Here is an 18,957-nt window from a genome sequence, read left to right as displayed (position 1 = left end):
TTGCTAGTTTGCGTGAATCTCACAAATGTATAGAAAAAGAGCAGCCCCCTTAGAGACTGCTCTTAAGCCAATAGAGTTACTTTTGCTCCTCTGGCCCAATGACCCGCATTACGTTTTGTGCTGTTGATTTCATTTTGTACCAGATCCAATCAAACACTTCATTAATTTCATTAATTTGACCAGTGACTTGTCCGGCAGAAGCAGTCAACTGTTCCCCATTGACGACGGTGACATTTCCATCAACCTTGCCTTCTACAATCAGCTTGCCATTTTTGACAGTGACATCACCCTTTACGGTTTCCCCTTTAGGTACGGTCACTGTATCATTTTCAACGACGAGGTTCGGCTGCTTTGACACACTGAAATTATGATCGGTATTCCAGCTCGTGAACAGACTGCCTCCCATTAAAATGAGAAAGAGGGCAGCGGCTACCATCAGCGGGTGAGCTTTGATCCATCTTTGAACCGACACACGCTTTTTCTCCTTTGGAAGCCCTGCCATCACCTTTGCAGTGAAATCAGATGGTGCTTCTATATGAGATGTACTCTGCACTAGCGCGATGGATTTCTCAATTTGTTGAAAATGAGTACGGCACTCCTCACACGATTGCAGATGGCTTTTTAATTCTTTTTCGTCTTGGGGCTCAATGTCCCCGTCTAAATACTGATGCATAAGCTGGACGATTCTATCCTGACAGCTCATCAAAATCACCTCACTCAAAGGTCTCTCAACTGTTTCCGGAGAGCCTCTCTACCCCTGTGTATTCTCGTTTTCACCGTACCAACTGGTATATTCAGAATCTCACTAATCTCTTTTAACGAGAGTTCATCAATATACTTTAATACGATGACCGAACGATATTTGTCGGGTAATCTTAGAATTTTTTGCTGAATGGTGCTCGATAATTCAAGAGACACCACCTCATCCTCTGGCAAAATGCCATCAGCAGCAATTTGAGAATACATATTTAATCCTTCTGTCCCTGCCACCTCTGCATCTAAATAGTAATCCGGCTTTTTTTTGCGAATACGGTCGATGGTCAGGTTGGTTGCAATGCGGTACAGCCACGTGGAAAACTTACGATTCACATCAAAGCTTTCGATATTCACATAAGCACGAATAAACGCCTCCTGCGCAATATCCTCCGCTTCATGTGCATTCCCAAGCATACGGTAGCACAGCTGATAAATTTTGTCTTTATACAGGTCTACGATGTCTGCAAATGCGTTCTGGTCGCCTTTTTTCACTTGCTTAATTCTCTTTTTAATCATTGTGTCCATAGTATATTCAACCTCTGCCTTCACCGGTCTTTATGTATACGAACCTCTTTCCAAAAGGTTTCATTCTCCTCTAAAAAATAGTGTAACAAATTTTTGACAGTGTGTTACGCTTATCAACCGGTAAAAACCTTAACATATCCTTAAATTTTCCCAAAACAAAAAAGAACGGGAACAAGTCCCGCTCTACAATAGCTTTTCACCCATTAACGATCCAATTAATGCCACAGCCGCTTCTGCTGTTTTGTTTTTCTCATCTAAAACCGGATTTACTTCAACAAATTCAGCAGACGTTAAAATACCCGCCTCCTCTAAAAGCTCCATTGCAAGATGACTCTCCCGGTAACTAATGCCGCCTGCTACCGGAGTGCCTACACCAGGGCATTCCGCTGGGTCTAGCCCGTCTAAATCAAGCGAGAGATGGACACCATCTGTTCTTTCCTTTAGATACGCAATAGCTTCCTCCATCACCCTTGTCATCCCTAAACGATCAATTTCATGCATCGTATAGACTTTAATGCCTTTCTCTCGAATCAATGCCCGCTCTCCTTCATCTAAAGATCGAGCACCAATTATAACGACATTTTCAGGCTTCAATTTAGGAGAATAACCGCCAATGTTTGTTAAATCAGCATGCCCAAAACCGAGACTGACAGCAAGCGGCATGCCATGAATATTTCCAGAAGGAGAGGTTTCCTCCGTATTCAAATCCCCGTGTGCATCATACCAAATGACTCCTAAGTTTTCATAATGCTTAGCTACCCCAGCAAGTGTGCCAATCGCAATGCTGTGATCACCACCTAAAATGAGTGGAAACGAACCTGATTGCACAATACTGTCAACCTTCTCAGCAAGCAGCTGATTCGCACCAGCATTCTCCGTTAAATTTTTTAGCTTTTCACTTGTATATAAACCTTTCTCATCATCTCTTTGTTCAACTGGAATATCTCCTAGATCCTCCACATCAAATGAGAGCGTTTCCAATTTTTCTTTTACGCCTGCACAACGAATCGCACTCGGCCCCATATCGACGCCCCTTCTCGTTTGCCCCAAGTCCATCGGAACTCCAACAATCGTGACCTTCTTTTGCTCTCCCATATGTACATCCCCTTTCCGTTCATGCTTATATTTTACTTTCTTGATCCCTTCTGACTCAACTCAACAACATTTTGAATAGTTATACATTCTCTCTGCTAACATAAAAAAAGACACCTTTTTGAAAAAGGTGTCTTAACTGGGCTAGCTGGATTCGAACCAACGCATGACGGAGTCAAAGTCCGTTGCCTTACCGCTTGGCTATAGCCCAAAAATGGTGGAGGGGGACGGATTCGAACCGCCGAACCCGGAGGGAGCGGATTTACAGTCCGCCGCGTTTAGCCACTTCGCTACCCCTCCACATATGGAATTGATAAAGATAAAACAGTGCCGGCAAGAGGACTTGAACCCCCAACCTACTGATTACAAGTCAGTTGCTCTACCAGTTGAGCTACACCGGCATATGGTGGAGGATGACGGGCTCGAACCGCCGACCCTCTGCTTGTAAGGCAGATGCTCTCCCAGCTGAGCTAATCCTCCACATCATGGTGACCCGTACGGGATTCGAACCCGTGTTACCGCCGTGAAAGGGCGGTGTCTTAACCGCTTGACCAACGGGCCAGTTTGTCAAGTTTGTTGTTTCCGTGAAGCTGACAAAAGTTATTATATACAGGTTGTCCCCCTTTTGTAAAGGGGATTTTTATTTTTTTTATTTTCTAACTATTTACTCCCTATTTATTCAACATTTCGGCTGAAATATAATTTCAATATTCAAATATAATATTGAAATTTCATATCATACTCAATATACTGAAAATGAAGAAATAAGGAGGTATGTCACATGCAGCCATCTCAACTGCGTTCTTTGACAACAGAATCAAGAAACCCCAACACAATGGGAATTTCTCAAGCAAATCCGCTTGAAATACTCCAGATGATTAATGAAGAAGATAGGAAGGTCGCTCAAGCAGTCAACCTTGTACTTCCCCATGTCAAAACAGCAAGTGACTTTGCCTATGAATCCATCTCAAATGGAGGCAGACTCGTTTATTTAGGCGCCGGAACAAGCGGCCGAATTGGCGTAATGGATGCTGTCGAATGTCCCCCAACCTATAGCGTCTCACCTGATGTCATTGTAGGCATCATGGCAGGCGGAGACTCAGCTTTTTCTCAAGCTGCCGAAGATGTGGAAGATAGTGAAGAAGCCGGCAAACAGGATTTAGTACACATCCACCTGACATCAAAAGATACAGTCGTCGGAATTGCCGCAAGCGGCAGGACACCTTATATCATCGGCGCTTTAAACTATGCAAAGTCAATTGGAGCTAAAACAGTAGCACTCAGCTGCAATGAACAAGCAGAAATTAGCGAGCTTGCAGATTGCGCCATTGAGGTCATTGTAGGACCAGAAGCCATCACTGGGTCAACAAGAATGAAAGCAGCATCCGCTCATAAAATGATTTTAAATATGCTTTCCACCTCAGTCATGATCAGACAAGGCAAAGTATATGAAAACTTGATGGTTGATGTAAAAGTCAGCAATCATAAATTAAAAGAACGCGCCATCACCATCATTCAACATGTGACAAATGCTTCCTACGAACAAGCCGTGAAGACTCTCGAAGCAGCAGACTTAGAAGTCAAAACCGCCATCGTCATGCTCCAAACAAACACAGACAAGAAAACAGCCAAAGATTTACTGAGCAAAACGAATGGTCATATCGACAAAGCTATCTCACGTTATCAATCCTAAAGGAGGCAGAGCTCATGTCAGCAGGCGGACTTACCCTACTACACACAATCAAATCAAAGCTTCCCCAATCTGAAAAAATCATTGCAGACTATATCCTTGCCCATCCTGACAAAGTCATTAAAAGTACAGTACACGAAATCAGTCAGGCAGCCGGCGCAAGCAGCTCTGCAGTCATCCGTCTTTGTAAATCTCTCGGGCTGGATGGCTATCAAGATTTAAAAATGCGGATCGCTGGAGACTTGATGCATGACGATAAACAAGGCTACAGAGATATCGAACAAGATGAACCACTTCAATCCATTATTCAAAAAACAGCAGGAAACTCGATTCAATCGATTAAGGACACCGCTTCTATTTTAAATGCAGATGCTTTAGAAAAGGCTGTTCAATTACTGCTGAATGCAAACCAAATTCATTTTATCGGTGTTGGTGCATCTGGCATCGTCGCAGCTGATGCCCAGCAGAAATTTCTCAGAATTAACTATGCAGCGACAGCCTTCACTGACATGCACATTGCATCTACGGTCATCGCAAATGCAGGAGAGAATGACATTGTGTTTGGTATCTCCTTTTCAGGAGAAACGTTAGACATCATTCAAACCCTTCAGCTCGCAAAAGACAATCAAGTGAAAACCATTGCTTTAACACATCCAGGTCATACAAGCGTTTCTGCTTTATGTGATGTTCACCTATCGACGTCCGGTTCCAATGAAGCACCTTTTCGCAGTGCTGCCACTTCCTCTAGAATGGCACAGCTCTACTTAATTGATGTCTTGTTCCTCAGTTTAGCTTCTCGTCAATATGAAGAGACAGCGCAATATATTGACAAGACAAGGCATGCCATCCGCTCCATGAAACGAAAAACAAAGGGGGATTCAACATGAGTCATCAAAAGAAATATCAGCAGTTGGCGAAAGACATTCTTTCACTCTGTGGTGGTTCTGAAAATATCTCTTCCCATACACATTGTATGACACGTCTTCGAATTACACCGATCGATAATGAAAAAGTTCACATCACAGCAATCAAAGAACTCGATGGCGTCATTGGCGTCGTCGAAGCAGAAACGCTTCAAATCATTTTAGGCACCGGTGTTGTCAACCAAGTATCAAGTGCGTTTGAACAGCTTCTAAATGCGTCTGACTCTTATGATTTAAACAACGAAGCACAAAAAAACAAGCAAGCCATTTCACAAAAAAACCGCACACCGTTCAAGCTGTTCTTACGGCGGATTGCCAGCATTTTCATTCCAATCATTCCGGCACTTGTTGCTTCAGGGCTTATTACTGGGATTACAAAAGCGATCGTGCAAGCAGGCTGGCTTGACGAAAAATCTCAAGCCGCAGTTATTTTAACAGTTATAGGTTCTGGCCTTTTCGCCTACCTAGGGATATTAGTCGGAACAAACGCCGCAAAGGAATTTGGAGGCTCTCCTGCATTAGGCGCATTAGCTGGTATTCTCATTATTAACCCAGCCTCCGCAGACATTATGTTATTTGGCACAAATATTCTACCAGGCAGAGGCGGACTCATCGGTGTTCTTCTAGCCGCCATCTTTATGGCACTTGTGGAAACCCGAATTAGACGCTTCGTCCCGCAATCTCTTGATATCATCGTCACACCTACCATCACACTACTCATTACAGGCATTTTCACGTATGTTGTCTTCATGCCAGTCGGCGGATTTATATCTGATGCCATCACCTCAGGACTGACTTACTTATTAAATATGGGCGGAATCTTCGCAGGATTTGTTCTTGGTGCGACCTTCCTTCCACTTGTTGTAACAGGACTTCATCAAGGGCTGACACCGATTCATATGGAACTCATCAATTCAATTGGAGATGACCCGCTTCTGCCAATTCTCGCTATGGGCGGTGCAGGACAGGTAGGCGCTGCATTCGCCATTTATATGAAAACAAAAAAGAAAAAGCTCAAAAGAGCCATTGCTGGTGGACTTCCTTCTGGGATGCTGGGCATTGGTGAACCACTCATTTTCGGTGTCACACTCCCGCTAGGACGACCATTTCTCACCGCTTGTCTTGGTGCAGGAATCGGCGGCGCATTTCAAGCCTACTTCCAAATCGCGACAAAAGCCATCGGTGTATCCGGTCTTCCATTAACCTTTATTGTTCACACACATCAAATGCTTCTTTACTTAATTGGACTATTTATCGCATATGTTGCTGGATTTTTCTTCACATACTTATTTGGATTTCATGATGATATGGCTGTTGAATTCGAGGATCACAATCAATAAGGAGGTCTAGACCTTGAAGAAATGTTTTCTCTTGATCACATGTCTGCTCATGCTCCTTGGGTTTCCAGTACAAACATTTGCAACTAGCTCCCATCCTGTATCGTCTTTGTCTAAAACAGCACCTGAAGAATATCCCGTCTTAAAAAAAGCAAAACGACCGGAACAAGTAGGTTTTTCTTCCAGGCAGCTGAGGAAGGTTGATCAAATGATTCAAAATGACATCAAAGCAGGATTTCCAGGAGCCGCTCTCATCATTATCAAGGACGGAAAGATCGTCCATCAAAAAGCCTATGGCTACCGGCAAAAATACGATGGCACAACAGAGCTCAAATCATATAAAAAAATGAAAAAGGATACACTATTCGATTTGGCATCCAATACAAAAATGTATGCGACCAACTATGCCCTGCAAAAGCTTGTCTACGAGAAAAAACTTGATGTCAACGAAAGAATACAGACCATCCTTCCAGATTTTCAGGATGAACCTGGTGCAAAGGTAACTGGTAAAGACCAGCTTCGGATAAAGGATCTTCTCACCCATTCGGCCGGTCTCCCTTCCAGTGTCTTATTTTATAGCAAAGAATCAGCTGGCTCTTTTTATTCTCAAGATAGAAAAACAACGATGAAATGGCTGCCAAAAGTACCGCTGCAATACAAGCCAGGCACCCAGCACATTTATAGTGACATTGATTACATGCTGCTAGGCATGATCATCGAGAAGAAAACAGGCATGCCTCTTGATCAATATGTCGAGTCAACCATTTATCGGCCGTTAGGTCTCAAACACACAATGTTCAATCCGCTGCAAAAAGGCTTCAAGCCGAAGCATTTTGCAGCAACAGAACGTTTAGGCAATTCACGAGACGGTGTAATCGATTTTGAAAACATCCGACGGTACACCCTGCTAGGTGAAGTACACGACGAGAAAGCATATTACTCAATGGCAGGCATCTCCGGCCACGCTGGACTTTTCTCGAATACCTCAGATATGGCCGTGCTGCTTCAGCTGATGCTTAACAAAGGAGGCTATGGAAAAACAACCATCTTTGATCAAGCTTCCATCGATCTCTTTACAGCCTCCTCTGATACGAACCCAACTTACGGGCTAGGCTGGCGAAAAAACGGTCATACTGACATGGAATGGATGTTTGGAAAATATGCAAGTAACGAAGCCTATGGACATACTGGCTGGACCGGCACAATGACGTTGATTGATCCTAAACACAATTTAGGTGTCGTCTTGCTGACGAATAAGAAACATTCACCCGTTGTTTCACCAGAAACCAATCCTAATCAATTTGAAGGTGACCTGTTCCCGACTGGTACTTATGGAAGCATCATGACCGCAATCTACGAATCTTTTAAGTAAAAGGAGGAATTCGATGTTGAAAGCTCTCTTTCCCGCTGCACTAGTTTTAGCCCTGCTAACCTCTTCCATTCCAACGGAAAAGGTTAGCTCTGCCTCTCTGCCAACCGCTAAACAAATGGTTCAACACATGTCACTGGATGAAAAGATAGGTCAAATGCTCATGCCGGACTTTCGCAATTGGCAAACAAAAGATGAATCCGCACCTACAGGCTTCACAAAGATGAATAACGAAGTATCTCACCTTGTAGAAAAATATCATCTAGGTGGTGTCATCTTATTTGCGGAGAATGTCGTTGATACGGAACAAACCGTGAAACTCACCCACGAATTTCAAAAAGCATCACCAAACATTCCTTTACTCATTTCTATTGATCAAGAAGGCGGAATCGTCACAAGGTTACAAAAGGGAACACATTTCCCAGGAAATATGTCGATTGGTGCCTCTAGAAGCAAAAAAAATGCATATGACACAGGAAAAATCATCGGAAAAGAATTAAACGCCTTGGGGATTAATACAAACTTCTCTCCTGTGCTTGATGTGAATAACAACCCAAACAACCCCGTCATTGGTGTCCGTTCCTTTAGCTCTGATCCTGCTCTTGTCTCTAGACTTGGCCTTCAAACCATGAAAGGACTTCAAAAGGAAAAGACCATTTCCACACTAAAACATTTCCCGGGACATGGTGATACAGCGGTCGACAGTCACTATGGCTTGCCGCTCGTAGAGCATGACCTAGATCGTTTAAAAAAGGTTGAGCTGTATCCGTTCCAACAAGCGATCAATGCTGGTGCAGATATGGTCATGACCGCTCATGTGCAATTTCCTGCCATTGATGACACAACGTATCGAAGCAAGAAAGATGGCGAGGACATCATGGTTCCAGCAACCTTATCAAAAAAAGTCATCACACACTTATTAAAAGAAGAGATGGGCTTTCAAGGTGTTGTTGTGACAGACGCCTTAAACATGAAAGCGATTGCAGATAATTTTGGACAGGAAGAAGCCGTAGTGATGGCCATTAAAGCAGGCGTCGACATCGCTCTCATGCCAGCACCAGTTACCTCATTAAAAACAGAGAAAAACCTGGAGAATGTATTTAATGCGGTCAAACAAGCGATTTTAAAGAAAGAAATTCCGATGTCGCAGATTAACGAATCCGTCGAAAAAATTCTTCAATTGAAAATCAAACGCGGCATTATTTCCTCCAAAAAACCAATCAGTCTTGAGAAAAAAATCAAAAAAGCCACTCAAGTCGTCGGGAAAAAATCGCACCGTCAAGCAGAACAAAAAATGGCACGTGAAGGAATCACCCTGCTTAAAAACAACAAAAAAACCTTACCTTTCAAGCCTAAAAAGAATGACAAAATCGTGGTCATGGCACCTTACGAAGATCAGACAAAAGCAATGTCTGTCACAGTCGAATCTCTCATAAAACAAAAAAAGATCAAGCCTGTACGCATCCAGTCATATGCTTTTGCGGATAAAACGTTCACCAAAGACTCGGCCAAACTAATTCAAGAAGCTGACTATGTCATCACTGGCTCTTACGTTGTCCAAAATGATCCAGCTGTGAATGATGGCGTAATTGATGACAATGTCCAGGACCCAAAAAAATGGGCAACTGCCTTCCCTCGTGCTGTCATGAAAGAAGTAGCAGCACAAAACAAAAAAATGGTCATCATGAGTCTTAGGAACCCTTATGATGCGGCAAATTTTGAAGAAGCCGATGCCTTATTAGCTGTGTACGGTTTTAAAGGCTACTCAAACGGACAATTCAATCAGCCAAATATTCCTGCTGGACTAGAAGTGATATTTGGAGCTGCATCACCTAAAGGGAAACTGCCAGTTGATATCCCATCTGTCACTCATCCAAATCAAACCCTTTACCCATTCGGCTATGGACTCAATTTGAAAGGGAAACAGATCAAATAGGAGGGATTCTCTTGAAGAAAACAGCAAGTTTCATACTCGCAAGCATTCTCATGATAAGCACATTGACCGCCGCCTCTCCCGCAGATCAAGAACGATCAGACACAAAAGGAAAAAAAGCAGCAGTCAAAACAGGGATCGAAACACTACTCTCAAGCAATCTTTCATGGCTAAAAGGGAAAAGGGTTGGTCTCATTACCAACCCGACTGGCATTGATGCAAATATGAAAAGCAGTGTCGACCTCCTATTTGAACATCCAAATATCAAGCTCACTGCTTTATATGGGCCTGAACACGGCGTGCGCGGCGATGCACAAGCAGGAGAAGGTGTCGAATCCTATACCGATGAAAAAACAGGTCTTCCTGTTTACTCTCTTTATGGAAAAACAAGAAAACCAACTCCTGAAATGCTAAAAAATGTAGATGTCCTGCTGTTTGATATTCAAGACGTTGGTACTCGTTATTACACCTATATTTACACAATGGCCTATGCGATGGAAGCCGCTAAAGAAAACAACATTCCCTTTGTTGTACTAGACCGCCCAAATCCCATTGGCGGACTAAAAGTAGAAGGACCTGTTTTAGAGCCTGAACACGCCTCATTTGTAGGGCTCTATCCAATACCGCTAAGACATGGAATGACTACTGGTGAGCTTGCAAAACTGTTTAACAAAGAGTTTCATATCAATGCTGATGTAACAGTCATCAAAATGAAAAATTGGAAGCGGTCCATGACATTTGATGACACGAAGCTGCCGTTCGTCCTTCCTTCCCCTAACATGCCAACAGTGGATAGTACCTTTGTATATCCTGCCACAGGATTAATTGAAGGCACAAATGTCTCTGAAGGCAGAGGAACGACAAAACCATTCGAGCTCATTGGTGCACCATATATCAATAGCAGCGAGCTGGCAGATCATTTAAATCAGCTAAAACTAAAAGGCGTTCAATTTAGACCTGTGTCATTCACCCCCACATTTTCTAAACATGCCGGTACACTATCTCACGGTGTGCAGTTATACGTCACAGACCGCTCATCTTTTGAAGCGGTGAAAACGGGGTTATCCATCATTAAAGCAATACATGATTTATATCCTAACGACTTTCAGTTCCTTCAAACAGGCAGCTTTGACAAACTCGTCGGGAATGGCTGGATGAAAGAAGAAATCAAAAAAGGAACTTCCGTCAAACACATTATGAAACGTTATCATCATGACCTCAAAACATTCGAAAAGAAGCGAAAAAAATATCTCATCTATTAAATCACAAAAAACCCTCCATCCTTTGATAGATGAAGGGTTTTTCATGAGAAAGATTTGGTCACAGCAGGTGCTTTCAGCTCAAAACGATTGAGTAAGAAGCCAAACAAGGCAGCAAGCACTTGCTGAAACAGCATGCCAATCACCACCGGAACAGCGACAGCAGGCGGGAAAAAGCTAATGGCAAGCACAGCCCCCGCACTAATGTTTCTCATACCGCCCGTATACACGATGGCCACAATCTCTCCTTGAGTACATTTCATCGCCTTCCCAATCAACCATGCAAACACATATCCGCTCATCGCAATGAGAAACACCGTTGCTGCTTTGCTAAAAAATGCGGCATCCAGTTCACGTAAGTAAGGCGCAACAACAGAACTGTTGATCGACACCACTACAAACAAGCCTATTTTTGAAAAAGGTGACAGTGTCTGACTGATCTTTTTCGTCACATCAGGCTTTGCATAGTGACGAACAAGCATACCTAAAATAGATGGAAGCACCACCATCCCAAACAGCCCTTTCATGATCGCCACCATGTCCATATGAACTTGTGTACCGGCCAAAAGTGACAAACTAGCTGGCACAATTAATGGCGAAAGCATTGTATCAATTAAAATAATGGATAACGTTAATCCAACATTCCCTTTATACATTGCCGCCCATATTAAACTAGAGACTCCTGTGGGAATCACCATTGCAAGTGTCAAACCAGTGATCGTCATGGCATCTCCCGCAAATATGAGATGTCCCGCTGACCAAGCATAAAGAGGCATCAACACATGCAAAATCATAAACGATAAAATCAAAGGCAATGGGTGCATCACCGTATGCTTTAAAGCCGAAAAAGTAGAAGACAAACTCCCTGCAAAGGTCATCACAGCAAATACCCATGGCACTAAAAACGTATAATCCTTTAAGTAAGCCGCCAATAAAACACCGAGTAACACACTAAAAGGTGTAATGAGCGGCATCATCCGGCCGAGCACTTGATTCAAACGCAAAAGCATGCCGGCCACCTCCATCCTTCACTTTCTTACCTTTTCTATTGTAACAGACAGAAAGGCCTTTTTAAGAACCATTCACTTGTTTCACAAGCTTTTGACTTGATGTATCCATTCCAACTACGTCCACCTGGACGCCATTTGCTTGATACCTTTCCTTTATACGTTCTATCGCTGCTACGCCTGATTCATCCCATATACGTGCTTCAGACAAATCAATTACAACAGATTGGAGTTCTTTCCCCTGATGGAAAGCTTGGATCAAGTCAGTGACAGAAGCAAAGAAAATTTGCCCTTTAACTCGATATACCCAAGTACCTGCCTGGCTTTCTTTAGACGTAATATGGAGCTTCGATATCTTTGCGACAAAGAATATCGCACTAAGCAGTACACCTGCAAAAACACCTTTTGATAAATCATGAGTCAACACCACCGTCATGACCGTGACAACCATCACAATAGAATCTGTTTTCGGATTCTTTTTTAGCTGCTGAAAGGAACTCCAATCAAATGTGCCAATGGAAACCATGAACATCACAGCCACTAGAGCAGCCATCGGAATTTGAACCACGACATCACCTAGTACAAAAATCAACACCATTAAAAAAGCACCCGCTACAAAGGTAGAAAGCCGGCCTCGTCCTCCTGCCTTCGTATTAATCACAGATTGGCCAATCATCGCACAGCCAGCCATACCACCAAAGAATCCCGCAACCACATTGGCAATCCCTTGACCTCTCGCTTCCTTGTTCTTATTACTAGACGTCTCTGTCATATCATCGACAATCTGTGCGGTTAAAAGAGACTCAAGTAAACCAACCATCGCAAGTGCTAAAGAATAAGGAAAAATGATAGCAAGTGTTTCCCAGTTAAACGGAACTTGAGGTATCAGAAAAACAGGCAAAGAACTAGGAAGCTCTCCCATATCTCCAACGGTTCTAACATCAATATGTCCAAATACAGCAATTATCGTCATTACAATAATGGCTATGAGTGGGGAAGGTATCACCTTTATCACCATAGGCAATAAATAAATGATCAGCAAGGCGCCACCTGTCATCATATACATGGCCATTGATTCCCCAACGAAATGTGGAAGCTGAGCCATGAAAATCATAATAGCCAACGCATTGACAAAACCAACCATGACGGACCTCGGAATAAATTTCATCAAACGAGACACTCGGCACAATCCAAACACAATTTGAATCAAACCCGTCAAAATCGTAGCTGCAAACAAATATTGCAACCCATGATCAGCGACCAAGTTAACCATGACGAGAGCCATAGCCCCTGTTGCAGCCGAAATCATGCCTGGGCGTCCACCAACAAACGAAATCACAATCGCGATACAAAATGATGCATACAAGCCGACCTTCGGATCAACGCCCGCAATAATCGAAAACGCAATTGCCTCAGGAATTAAAGCCAGTGCTACTAATATACCCGCAAGCACGTCCTGACGTACATGTCCAAACCATTCTTGCTTTACAAATAAATCTTTCAAACCATCTACTCCTTTTTATATACATACCGTACATGGAAAAAGAAGATCAACTATACCTGGAGATAAAGAAAGGGAAAACAAACGATACTTCACTTTCGGGGGAAAAGAGGAACGTACAGAGTCTTTTGATATAGAGGATATCACTTTAGTAAGAATAAAAGAAAGAGAATAAAGAATCAAGAACAAAAAGAAGGAAAAGGCGATGCAACAATACTGTGCAAGCCGTTTTATTCGCTTTCCTAATGTCATCAGTCTACTGATCATTGAGCAATTCAGTATATATGTAAACAAACAAAAAAAGCCTTCTCATCATCGAGAAACCTTGTCATATCAACATATAGAGGAAAGCTTCCAAGCGGGCTCGAACCGCTGACCTCTTCCTTACCATGGAAGTGCTCTACCTACTGAGCTATGGAAGCATGGCTCCGCAGGTAGGACTCGAACCTACGACCGATCGGTTAACAGCCGATAGCTCTACCACTGAGCTACTGCGGAATGATAAAGTAACTTCTTCCATTGGAAGGATATAAATAAAAAGCTTGGCGGCGTCCTACTCTCACAGGGGGAAACCCCCAACTACCATCGGCGCTGAAGAGCTTAACTTCCGTGTTCGGTATGGGAACGGGTGTGACCTCTTCGCTATCGCCACCAAACCTGATGGAGAGAATGTTCTCTCAAAACTAGATAACAATGTTCATGCTTCACAATAGAATATAGGTTAAGTCCTCGATCTATTAGTATCTGTCAGCTCCACGTGTCACCACGCTTCCACCTCAGACCTATCAACCTGATCATCTTTCAGGGATCTTACTTCCTTGCGGAATGGGAAATCTCATCTTGAGGGGGGCTTCATGCTTAGATGCTTTCAGCACTTATCCCGTCCGCACATAGCTACCCAGCGATGCCCTTGGCAGAACAACTGGTACACCAGCGGTGCGTCCATCCCGGTCCTCTCGTACTAAGGACAGCTCCTCTCAAATTTCCTGCGCCCGCGACGGATAGGGACCGAACTGTCTCACGACGTTCTGAACCCAGCTCGCGTACCGCTTTAATGGGCGAACAGCCCAACCCTTGGGACCGACTACAGCCCCAGGATGCGATGAGCCGACATCGAGGTGCCAAACCTCCCCGTCGATGTGGACTCTTGGGGGAGATAAGCCTGTTATCCCCGGGGTAGCTTTTATCCGTTGAGCGATGGCCCTTCCATGCGGAACCACCGGATCACTAAGCCCGACTTTCGTCCCTGCTCGACTTGTAGGTCTCGCAGTCAAGCTCCCTTGTGCCTTTACACTCTGCGAATGATTTCCAACCATTCTGAGGGAACCTTTGGGCGCCTCCGTTACATTTTAGGAGGCGACCGCCCCAGTCAAACTGCCCACCTGACACTGTCTCCCTGCCCGATAAGGGCAGCGGGTTAGAAGGTCAATACAGCCAGGGTAGTATCCCACCGATGCCTCCACCGAAGCTAGCGCTCCGGTTTCCAAGGCTCCTACCTATCCTGTACAAGCTGTACCAACATTCAATATCAGGCTGCAGTAAAGCTCCACGGGGTCTTTCCGTCCTGTCGCGGGTAACCTGCATCTTCACAGGTACTATAATTTCACCGAGTCTCTCGTTGAGACAGTGCCCAGATCGTTGCGCCTTTCGTGCGGGTCGGAACTTACCCGACAAGGAATTTCGCTACCTTAGGACCGTTATAGTTACGGCCGCCGTTTACTGGGGCTTCAATTCGCACCTTCGCTTACGCTAAGCGCTCCTCTTAACCTTCCAGCACCGGGCAGGCGTCAGCCCCTATACTTCGCCTTACGGCTTCGCAGAGACCTGTGTTTTTGCTAAACAGTCGCCTGGGCCTATTCACTGCGGCTTCTCGGGGCTTTAACACCCTAAGAAGCACCCCTTCTCCCGAAGTTACGGGGTCATTTTGCCGAGTTCCTTAACGAGAGTTCTCTCGATCACCTTAGGATTCTCTCCTCGCCTACCTGTGTCGGTTTGCGGTACGGGCACCTCTCACCTCGCTAGAGGCTTTTCTTGGCAGTGTGGAATCAGGAACTTCGCTACTAAATTTCGCTCGCCATCACAGCTCAGCCTTTATGGGAAACGGATTTGCCTATTTCCCAGCCTAACTGCTTGGACGCGGATATCCAATACCGCGCTTACCCTATCCTCCTGCGTCCCCCCATTGCTCAAATGGTGAGGAGGTGGTACAGGAATATCAACCTGTTGTCCATCGCCTACGCCTTTCGGCCTCGGCTTAGGTCCCGACTAACCCTGAGCGGACGAGCCTTCCTCAGGAAACCTTAGGCATTCGGTGGACGGGATTCTCACCCGTCTTTCGCTACTCATACCGGCATTCTCACTTCTAAGCGCTCCACCAGTCCTTCCGGTCTGGCTTCACAGCCCTTAGAACGCTCTCCTACCACTGTTCGTAAGAACAGTCCGCAGCTTCGGTGATACGTTTAGCCCCGGTACATTTTCGGCGCAGAGTCACTCGACCAGTGAGCTATTACGCACTCTTTAAATGGTGGCTGCTTCTAAGCCAACATCCTGGTTGTCTAAGCAACTCCACATCCTTTTCCACTTAACGTATACTTTGGGACCTTAGCTGGCGGTCTGGGCTGTTTCCCTTTCGACTACGGATCTTATCACTCGCAGTCTGACTCCCAAGGATAAGTCATCGGCATTCGGAGTTTGACTGAATTCGGTAACCCGGTAGGGGCCCCTAGTCCAATCAGTGCTCTACCTCCGAGACTCTTACCTTGAGGCTAGCCCTAAAGCTATTTCGGAGAGAACCAGCTATCTCCAGGTTCGATTGGCATTTCACCCCTACCCACACCTCATCCCCGCACTTTTCAACGTGCGTGGGTTCGGGCCTCCATTCAGTGTTACCTGAACTTCACCCTGGACATGGGTAGATCACCTGGTTTCGGGTCTACGACCACGTACTCATGCGCCCTATTCAGACTCGCTTTCGCTGCGGCTCCGCATCTTCTGCTTAACCTTGCACGGGATCGTAACTCGCCGGTTCATTCTACAAAAGGCACGCCATCACCCGTTAACGGGCTCTGACTACTTGTAGGCACACGGTTTCAGGATCTATTTCACTCCCCTTCCGGGGTGCTTTTCACCTTTCCCTCACGGTACTGGTTCACTATCGGTCACTAGGGAGTATTTAGCCTTGGGAGATGGTCCTCCCGGATTCCGACGGAATTTCACGTGTTCCGCCGTACTCAGGATCCACTCTGGAGAGAACAACATTTCAGTTACAGGGCTGTTACCTTCTTTGGCGGGCCTTTCCAGACCTCTTCGCTTATATCGTTCCTTTGTAACTCCGTATAGAGTGTCCTACAACCCCAAGAGGCAAGCCTCTTGGTTTGGGCTGTTCCCGTTTCGCTCGCCGCTACTCAGGGAATCGCATTTGCTTTCTCTTCCTCCGGGTACTTAGATGTTTCAGTTCCCCGGGTATGCCTTCTCATACTCTATGTATTCAAGTATGGATACTACTCCATTACGAGCAGTGGGTTTCCCCATTCGGAAATCTCCGGATCAAAGCTTGCTTACAGCTCCCCGAAGCATATCGGTGTTCGTCCCGTCCTTCATCGGCTCCTAGTGCCAAGGCATCCACCGTGCGCCCTTTCTAACTTAACCATTTCTTACTTTAGAAAGAATCACTATGTGTGATGAACTTTGCATTGCATTCAATGTGAATGTATTACTTATTGTTATCTAGTTTTCAAAGAACAATCCTGTCTCGCTAGAGACATGTTTTGAAGGAATGATCCTTCAAAACTAAACAAGACGAAAACGCACGCTGCTCCATATATCCTTAGAAAGGAGGTGATCCAGCCGCACCTTCCGATACGGCTACCTTGTTACGACTTCACCCCAATCATCTGCCCCACCTTCGGCGGCTGGCTCCATAAAGGTTACCTCACCGACTTCGGGTGTTGCAAACTCTCGTGGTGTGACGGGCGGTGTGTACAAGGCCCGGGAACGTATTCACCGCGGCATGCTGATCCGCGATTACTAGCGATTCCAGCTTCACGCAGTCGAGTTGCAGACTGCGATCCGAACTGAGAACAGATTTATGGGATTGGCTAAACCTTGCGGTCTTGCAGCCCTTTGTTCTGTCCATTGTAGCACGTGTGTAGCCCAGGTCATAAGGGGCATGATGATTTGACGTCATCCCCACCTTCCTCCGGTTTGTCACCGGCAGTCACCTTAGAGTGCCCAACTAAATGCTGGCAACTAAGATCAAGGGTTGCGCTCGTTGCGGGACTTAACCCAACATCTCACGACACGAGCTGACGACAACCATGCACCACCTGTCACTCTGTCCCCGAAGGGAAAGCCCTATCTCTAGGGTTGTCAGAGGATGTCAAGACCTGGTAAGGTTCTTCGCGTTGCTTCGAATTAAACCACATGCTCCACCGCTTGTGCGGGCCCCCGTCAATTCCTTTGAGTTTCAGTCTTGCGACCGTACTCCCCAGGCGGAGTGCTTAATGCGTTAGCTGCAGCACTAAGGGGCGGAAACCCCCTAACACTTAGCACTCATCGTTTACGGCGTGGACTACCAGGGTATCTAATCCTGTTCGCTCCCCACGCTTTCGCTCCTCAGCGTCAGTTACAGACCAGAGAGTCGCCTTCGCCACTGGTGTTCCTCCACATCTCTACGCATTTCACCGCTACACGTGGAATTCCACTCTCCTCTTCTGCACTCAAGTTTCCCAGTTTCCAATGACCCTCCCCGGTTGAGCCGGGGGCTTTCACATCAGACTTAAGAAACCGCCTGCGAGCCCTTTACGCCCAATAATTCCGGACAACGCTTGCCACCTACGTATTACCGCGGCTGCTGGCACGTAGTTAGCCGTGGCTTTCTGGTTAGGTACCGTCAAGGTGCGAGCAGTTACTCTCGCACTTGTTCTTCCCTAACAACAGAGCTTTACGATCCGAAAACCTTCATCACTCACGCGGCGTTGCTCCGTCAGACTTTCGTCCATTGCGGAAGATTCCCTACTGCTGCCTCCCGTAGGAGTCTGGGCCGTGTCTCAGTCCCAGTGTGGCCGATCACCCTCTCAGGTCGGCTACGCATCGTCGCCTTGGTGAGCCATTACCCCACCAACTAGCTAATGCGCCGCGGGTCCATCTGTAAGTGACAGCCGAAACCGTCTTTCATCCTTGAACCATGCGGTTCAAGGAACTATCCGGTATTAGCTCCGGTTTCCCGGAGTTATCCCAGTCTTACAGGCAGGTTACCCACGTGTTACTCACCCGTCCGCCGCTAACATCCGGGAGCAAGCTCCCTTCTGTCCGCTCGACTTGCATGTATTAGGCACGCCGCCAGCGTTCGTCCTGAGCCAGGATCAAACTCTCCGAAAAAGTACAAAACCGAAGTTTTGTTTTTCGTCAGCGTTTGACTGACTACCTATGAAGTATCATAGGATTTTTTTATAAAAACTCGAATTAACAGGTACGTTTTGTCTTGTTTAGTTTTCAAAGATCATCTTCGCCGTTCTTAGCGGCTTTAATAATATAACATTTCGCTTCATCTTATGTCAACAACTT

Annotated in this window: 11 protein-coding genes, 7 tRNA genes and 3 rRNA genes; 6 read left to right on the top strand and 15 right to left on the bottom strand. The window is 45.5% G+C overall.

All coding sequences use genetic code 11. The features are described from left to right. Positions 1-76 precede the first annotated feature (76 nt). The 8 genes from rsiW to QR42_RS01015 form a co-directional block, all read right to left on the bottom strand. Entirely contained in the window at positions 77-703 is a 627-nt protein-coding gene (rsiW, locus tag QR42_RS01050) for an anti-sigma-W factor RsiW (protein ID WP_024424448.1), read from the bottom strand. A 14-nt stretch (positions 704-717) separates the two neighbouring features. Beyond that, complete coding sequence (sigW, locus tag QR42_RS01045; protein WP_024424449.1) at positions 718-1,281, bottom strand: RNA polymerase sigma factor SigW; 564 nt, start codon at positions 1,279-1,281, stop codon at positions 718-720. 183 nt (positions 1,282-1,464) lie between these two features. Next, a complete protein-coding gene (rocF, locus tag QR42_RS01040; protein ID WP_039176043.1) occupies positions 1,465-2,376 on the bottom strand; it encodes an arginase in 912 nt (303 codons plus the stop codon). A gap of 136 nt (positions 2,377-2,512) precedes the next feature. Continuing rightward, positions 2,513-2,584, bottom strand: a tRNA-Gln gene (locus QR42_RS01035). Between the two features lie 4 nt (positions 2,585-2,588). Next, a tRNA-Tyr gene (locus tag QR42_RS01030) sits at positions 2,589-2,673 on the bottom strand. Between the two features lie 28 nt (positions 2,674-2,701). Then, positions 2,702-2,774: transfer RNA gene (locus tag QR42_RS01025), tRNA-Thr, on the bottom strand. A gap of 3 nt (positions 2,775-2,777) precedes the next feature. Further along, positions 2,778-2,853: transfer RNA gene (locus QR42_RS01020), tRNA-Val, on the bottom strand. 6 nt (positions 2,854-2,859) lie between these two features. Continuing rightward, positions 2,860-2,934: transfer RNA gene (locus QR42_RS01015), tRNA-Glu, on the bottom strand. Positions 2,935-3,154: 220 nt separating this feature from the next. Here QR42_RS01015 and murQ point away from each other — a divergent pair. From murQ to QR42_RS00985, 6 genes are read left to right on the top strand one after another with little or no spacing between them, the layout of a single operon-like run. Further along, complete coding sequence (murQ, locus tag QR42_RS01010; protein WP_039176040.1) at positions 3,155-4,066, top strand: N-acetylmuramic acid 6-phosphate etherase; 912 nt, start codon at positions 3,155-3,157, stop codon at positions 4,064-4,066. Between the two features lie 14 nt (positions 4,067-4,080). Continuing rightward, positions 4,081-4,950 carry a MurR/RpiR family transcriptional regulator gene (locus QR42_RS01005; protein ID WP_039176038.1) on the top strand — a complete coding sequence of 290 codons (870 nt, stop codon included), beginning with the start codon at positions 4,081-4,083 and terminating at the stop codon, positions 4,948-4,950. Next, positions 4,947-6,326 carry a PTS transporter subunit EIIC gene (locus QR42_RS01000; RefSeq protein ID WP_039176036.1) on the top strand — a complete coding sequence of 460 codons (1,380 nt, stop codon included), beginning with the start codon at positions 4,947-4,949 and terminating at the stop codon, positions 6,324-6,326. The genes QR42_RS01005 and QR42_RS01000 overlap by 4 nt, the downstream gene beginning before the upstream one ends. 13 nt (positions 6,327-6,339) lie before the next feature. Then, the gene (gene pbp4b, locus QR42_RS00995; protein ID WP_039176034.1) at positions 6,340-7,695 is read left to right on the top strand and encodes a penicillin binding protein PBP4B; all 1,356 of its coding nucleotides are present in this window, start codon (positions 6,340-6,342) and stop codon (positions 7,693-7,695) included. A gap of 13 nt (positions 7,696-7,708) precedes the next feature. After that, positions 7,709-9,628 carry a glycoside hydrolase family 3 protein gene (locus QR42_RS00990; protein WP_039176032.1) on the top strand — a complete coding sequence of 640 codons (1,920 nt, stop codon included), beginning with the start codon at positions 7,709-7,711 and terminating at the stop codon, positions 9,626-9,628. Between the two features lie 50 nt (positions 9,629-9,678). Continuing rightward, positions 9,679-10,887, top strand: a complete 1,209-nt coding sequence (locus QR42_RS00985) for an exo-beta-N-acetylmuramidase NamZ family protein (RefSeq protein ID WP_395942425.1) — start codon at positions 9,679-9,681, stop codon at positions 10,885-10,887. Between the two features lie 41 nt (positions 10,888-10,928). Here QR42_RS00985 and QR42_RS00980 read toward each other — a convergent pair whose 3' ends face one another. The 7 genes from QR42_RS00980 to QR42_RS00950 form a co-directional block, all read right to left on the bottom strand. Beyond that, positions 10,929-11,894, bottom strand: coding sequence for a bile acid:sodium symporter family protein (locus tag QR42_RS00980; RefSeq protein ID WP_039176026.1), 966 nt, complete (start codon positions 11,892-11,894; stop codon positions 10,929-10,931). A 61-nt stretch (positions 11,895-11,955) separates the two neighbouring features. Further along, the gene (locus tag QR42_RS00975; RefSeq protein ID WP_039176024.1) at positions 11,956-13,395 is read right to left on the bottom strand and encodes a SulP family inorganic anion transporter; all 1,440 of its coding nucleotides are present in this window, start codon (positions 13,393-13,395) and stop codon (positions 11,956-11,958) included. Between the two features lie 346 nt (positions 13,396-13,741). Further along, positions 13,742-13,814, bottom strand: a tRNA-Thr gene (locus QR42_RS00970). Position 13,815: 1 nt separating this feature from the next. Next, positions 13,816-13,890: transfer RNA gene (locus QR42_RS00965), tRNA-Asn, on the bottom strand. A gap of 42 nt (positions 13,891-13,932) precedes the next feature. Then, positions 13,933-14,048, bottom strand: a 5S ribosomal RNA gene (gene rrf / locus QR42_RS00960). Positions 14,049-14,109: 61 nt separating this feature from the next. Next, positions 14,110-17,040 (bottom strand): 23S ribosomal RNA (locus tag QR42_RS00955). A 182-nt stretch (positions 17,041-17,222) separates the two neighbouring features. After that, positions 17,223-18,771: ribosomal RNA gene (locus tag QR42_RS00950) — 16S ribosomal RNA — on the bottom strand. The 16S, 23S and 5S rRNA genes sit together here with 2 tRNA genes alongside, the layout of an rRNA operon. Between the last annotated feature and the right edge of the window lie 186 nt (positions 18,772-18,957).

The sequence above is a fragment of the Bacillus sp. WP8 genome (assembly GCF_000800825.1).
GTDB classification, from domain to species: domain Bacteria; phylum Bacillota; class Bacilli; order Bacillales; family Bacillaceae; genus Bacillus; species Bacillus safensis.
The sequence above is the reverse complement of the archived record's forward strand: the minus strand, read 5'-3'. Positions and strand labels throughout refer to the sequence as shown.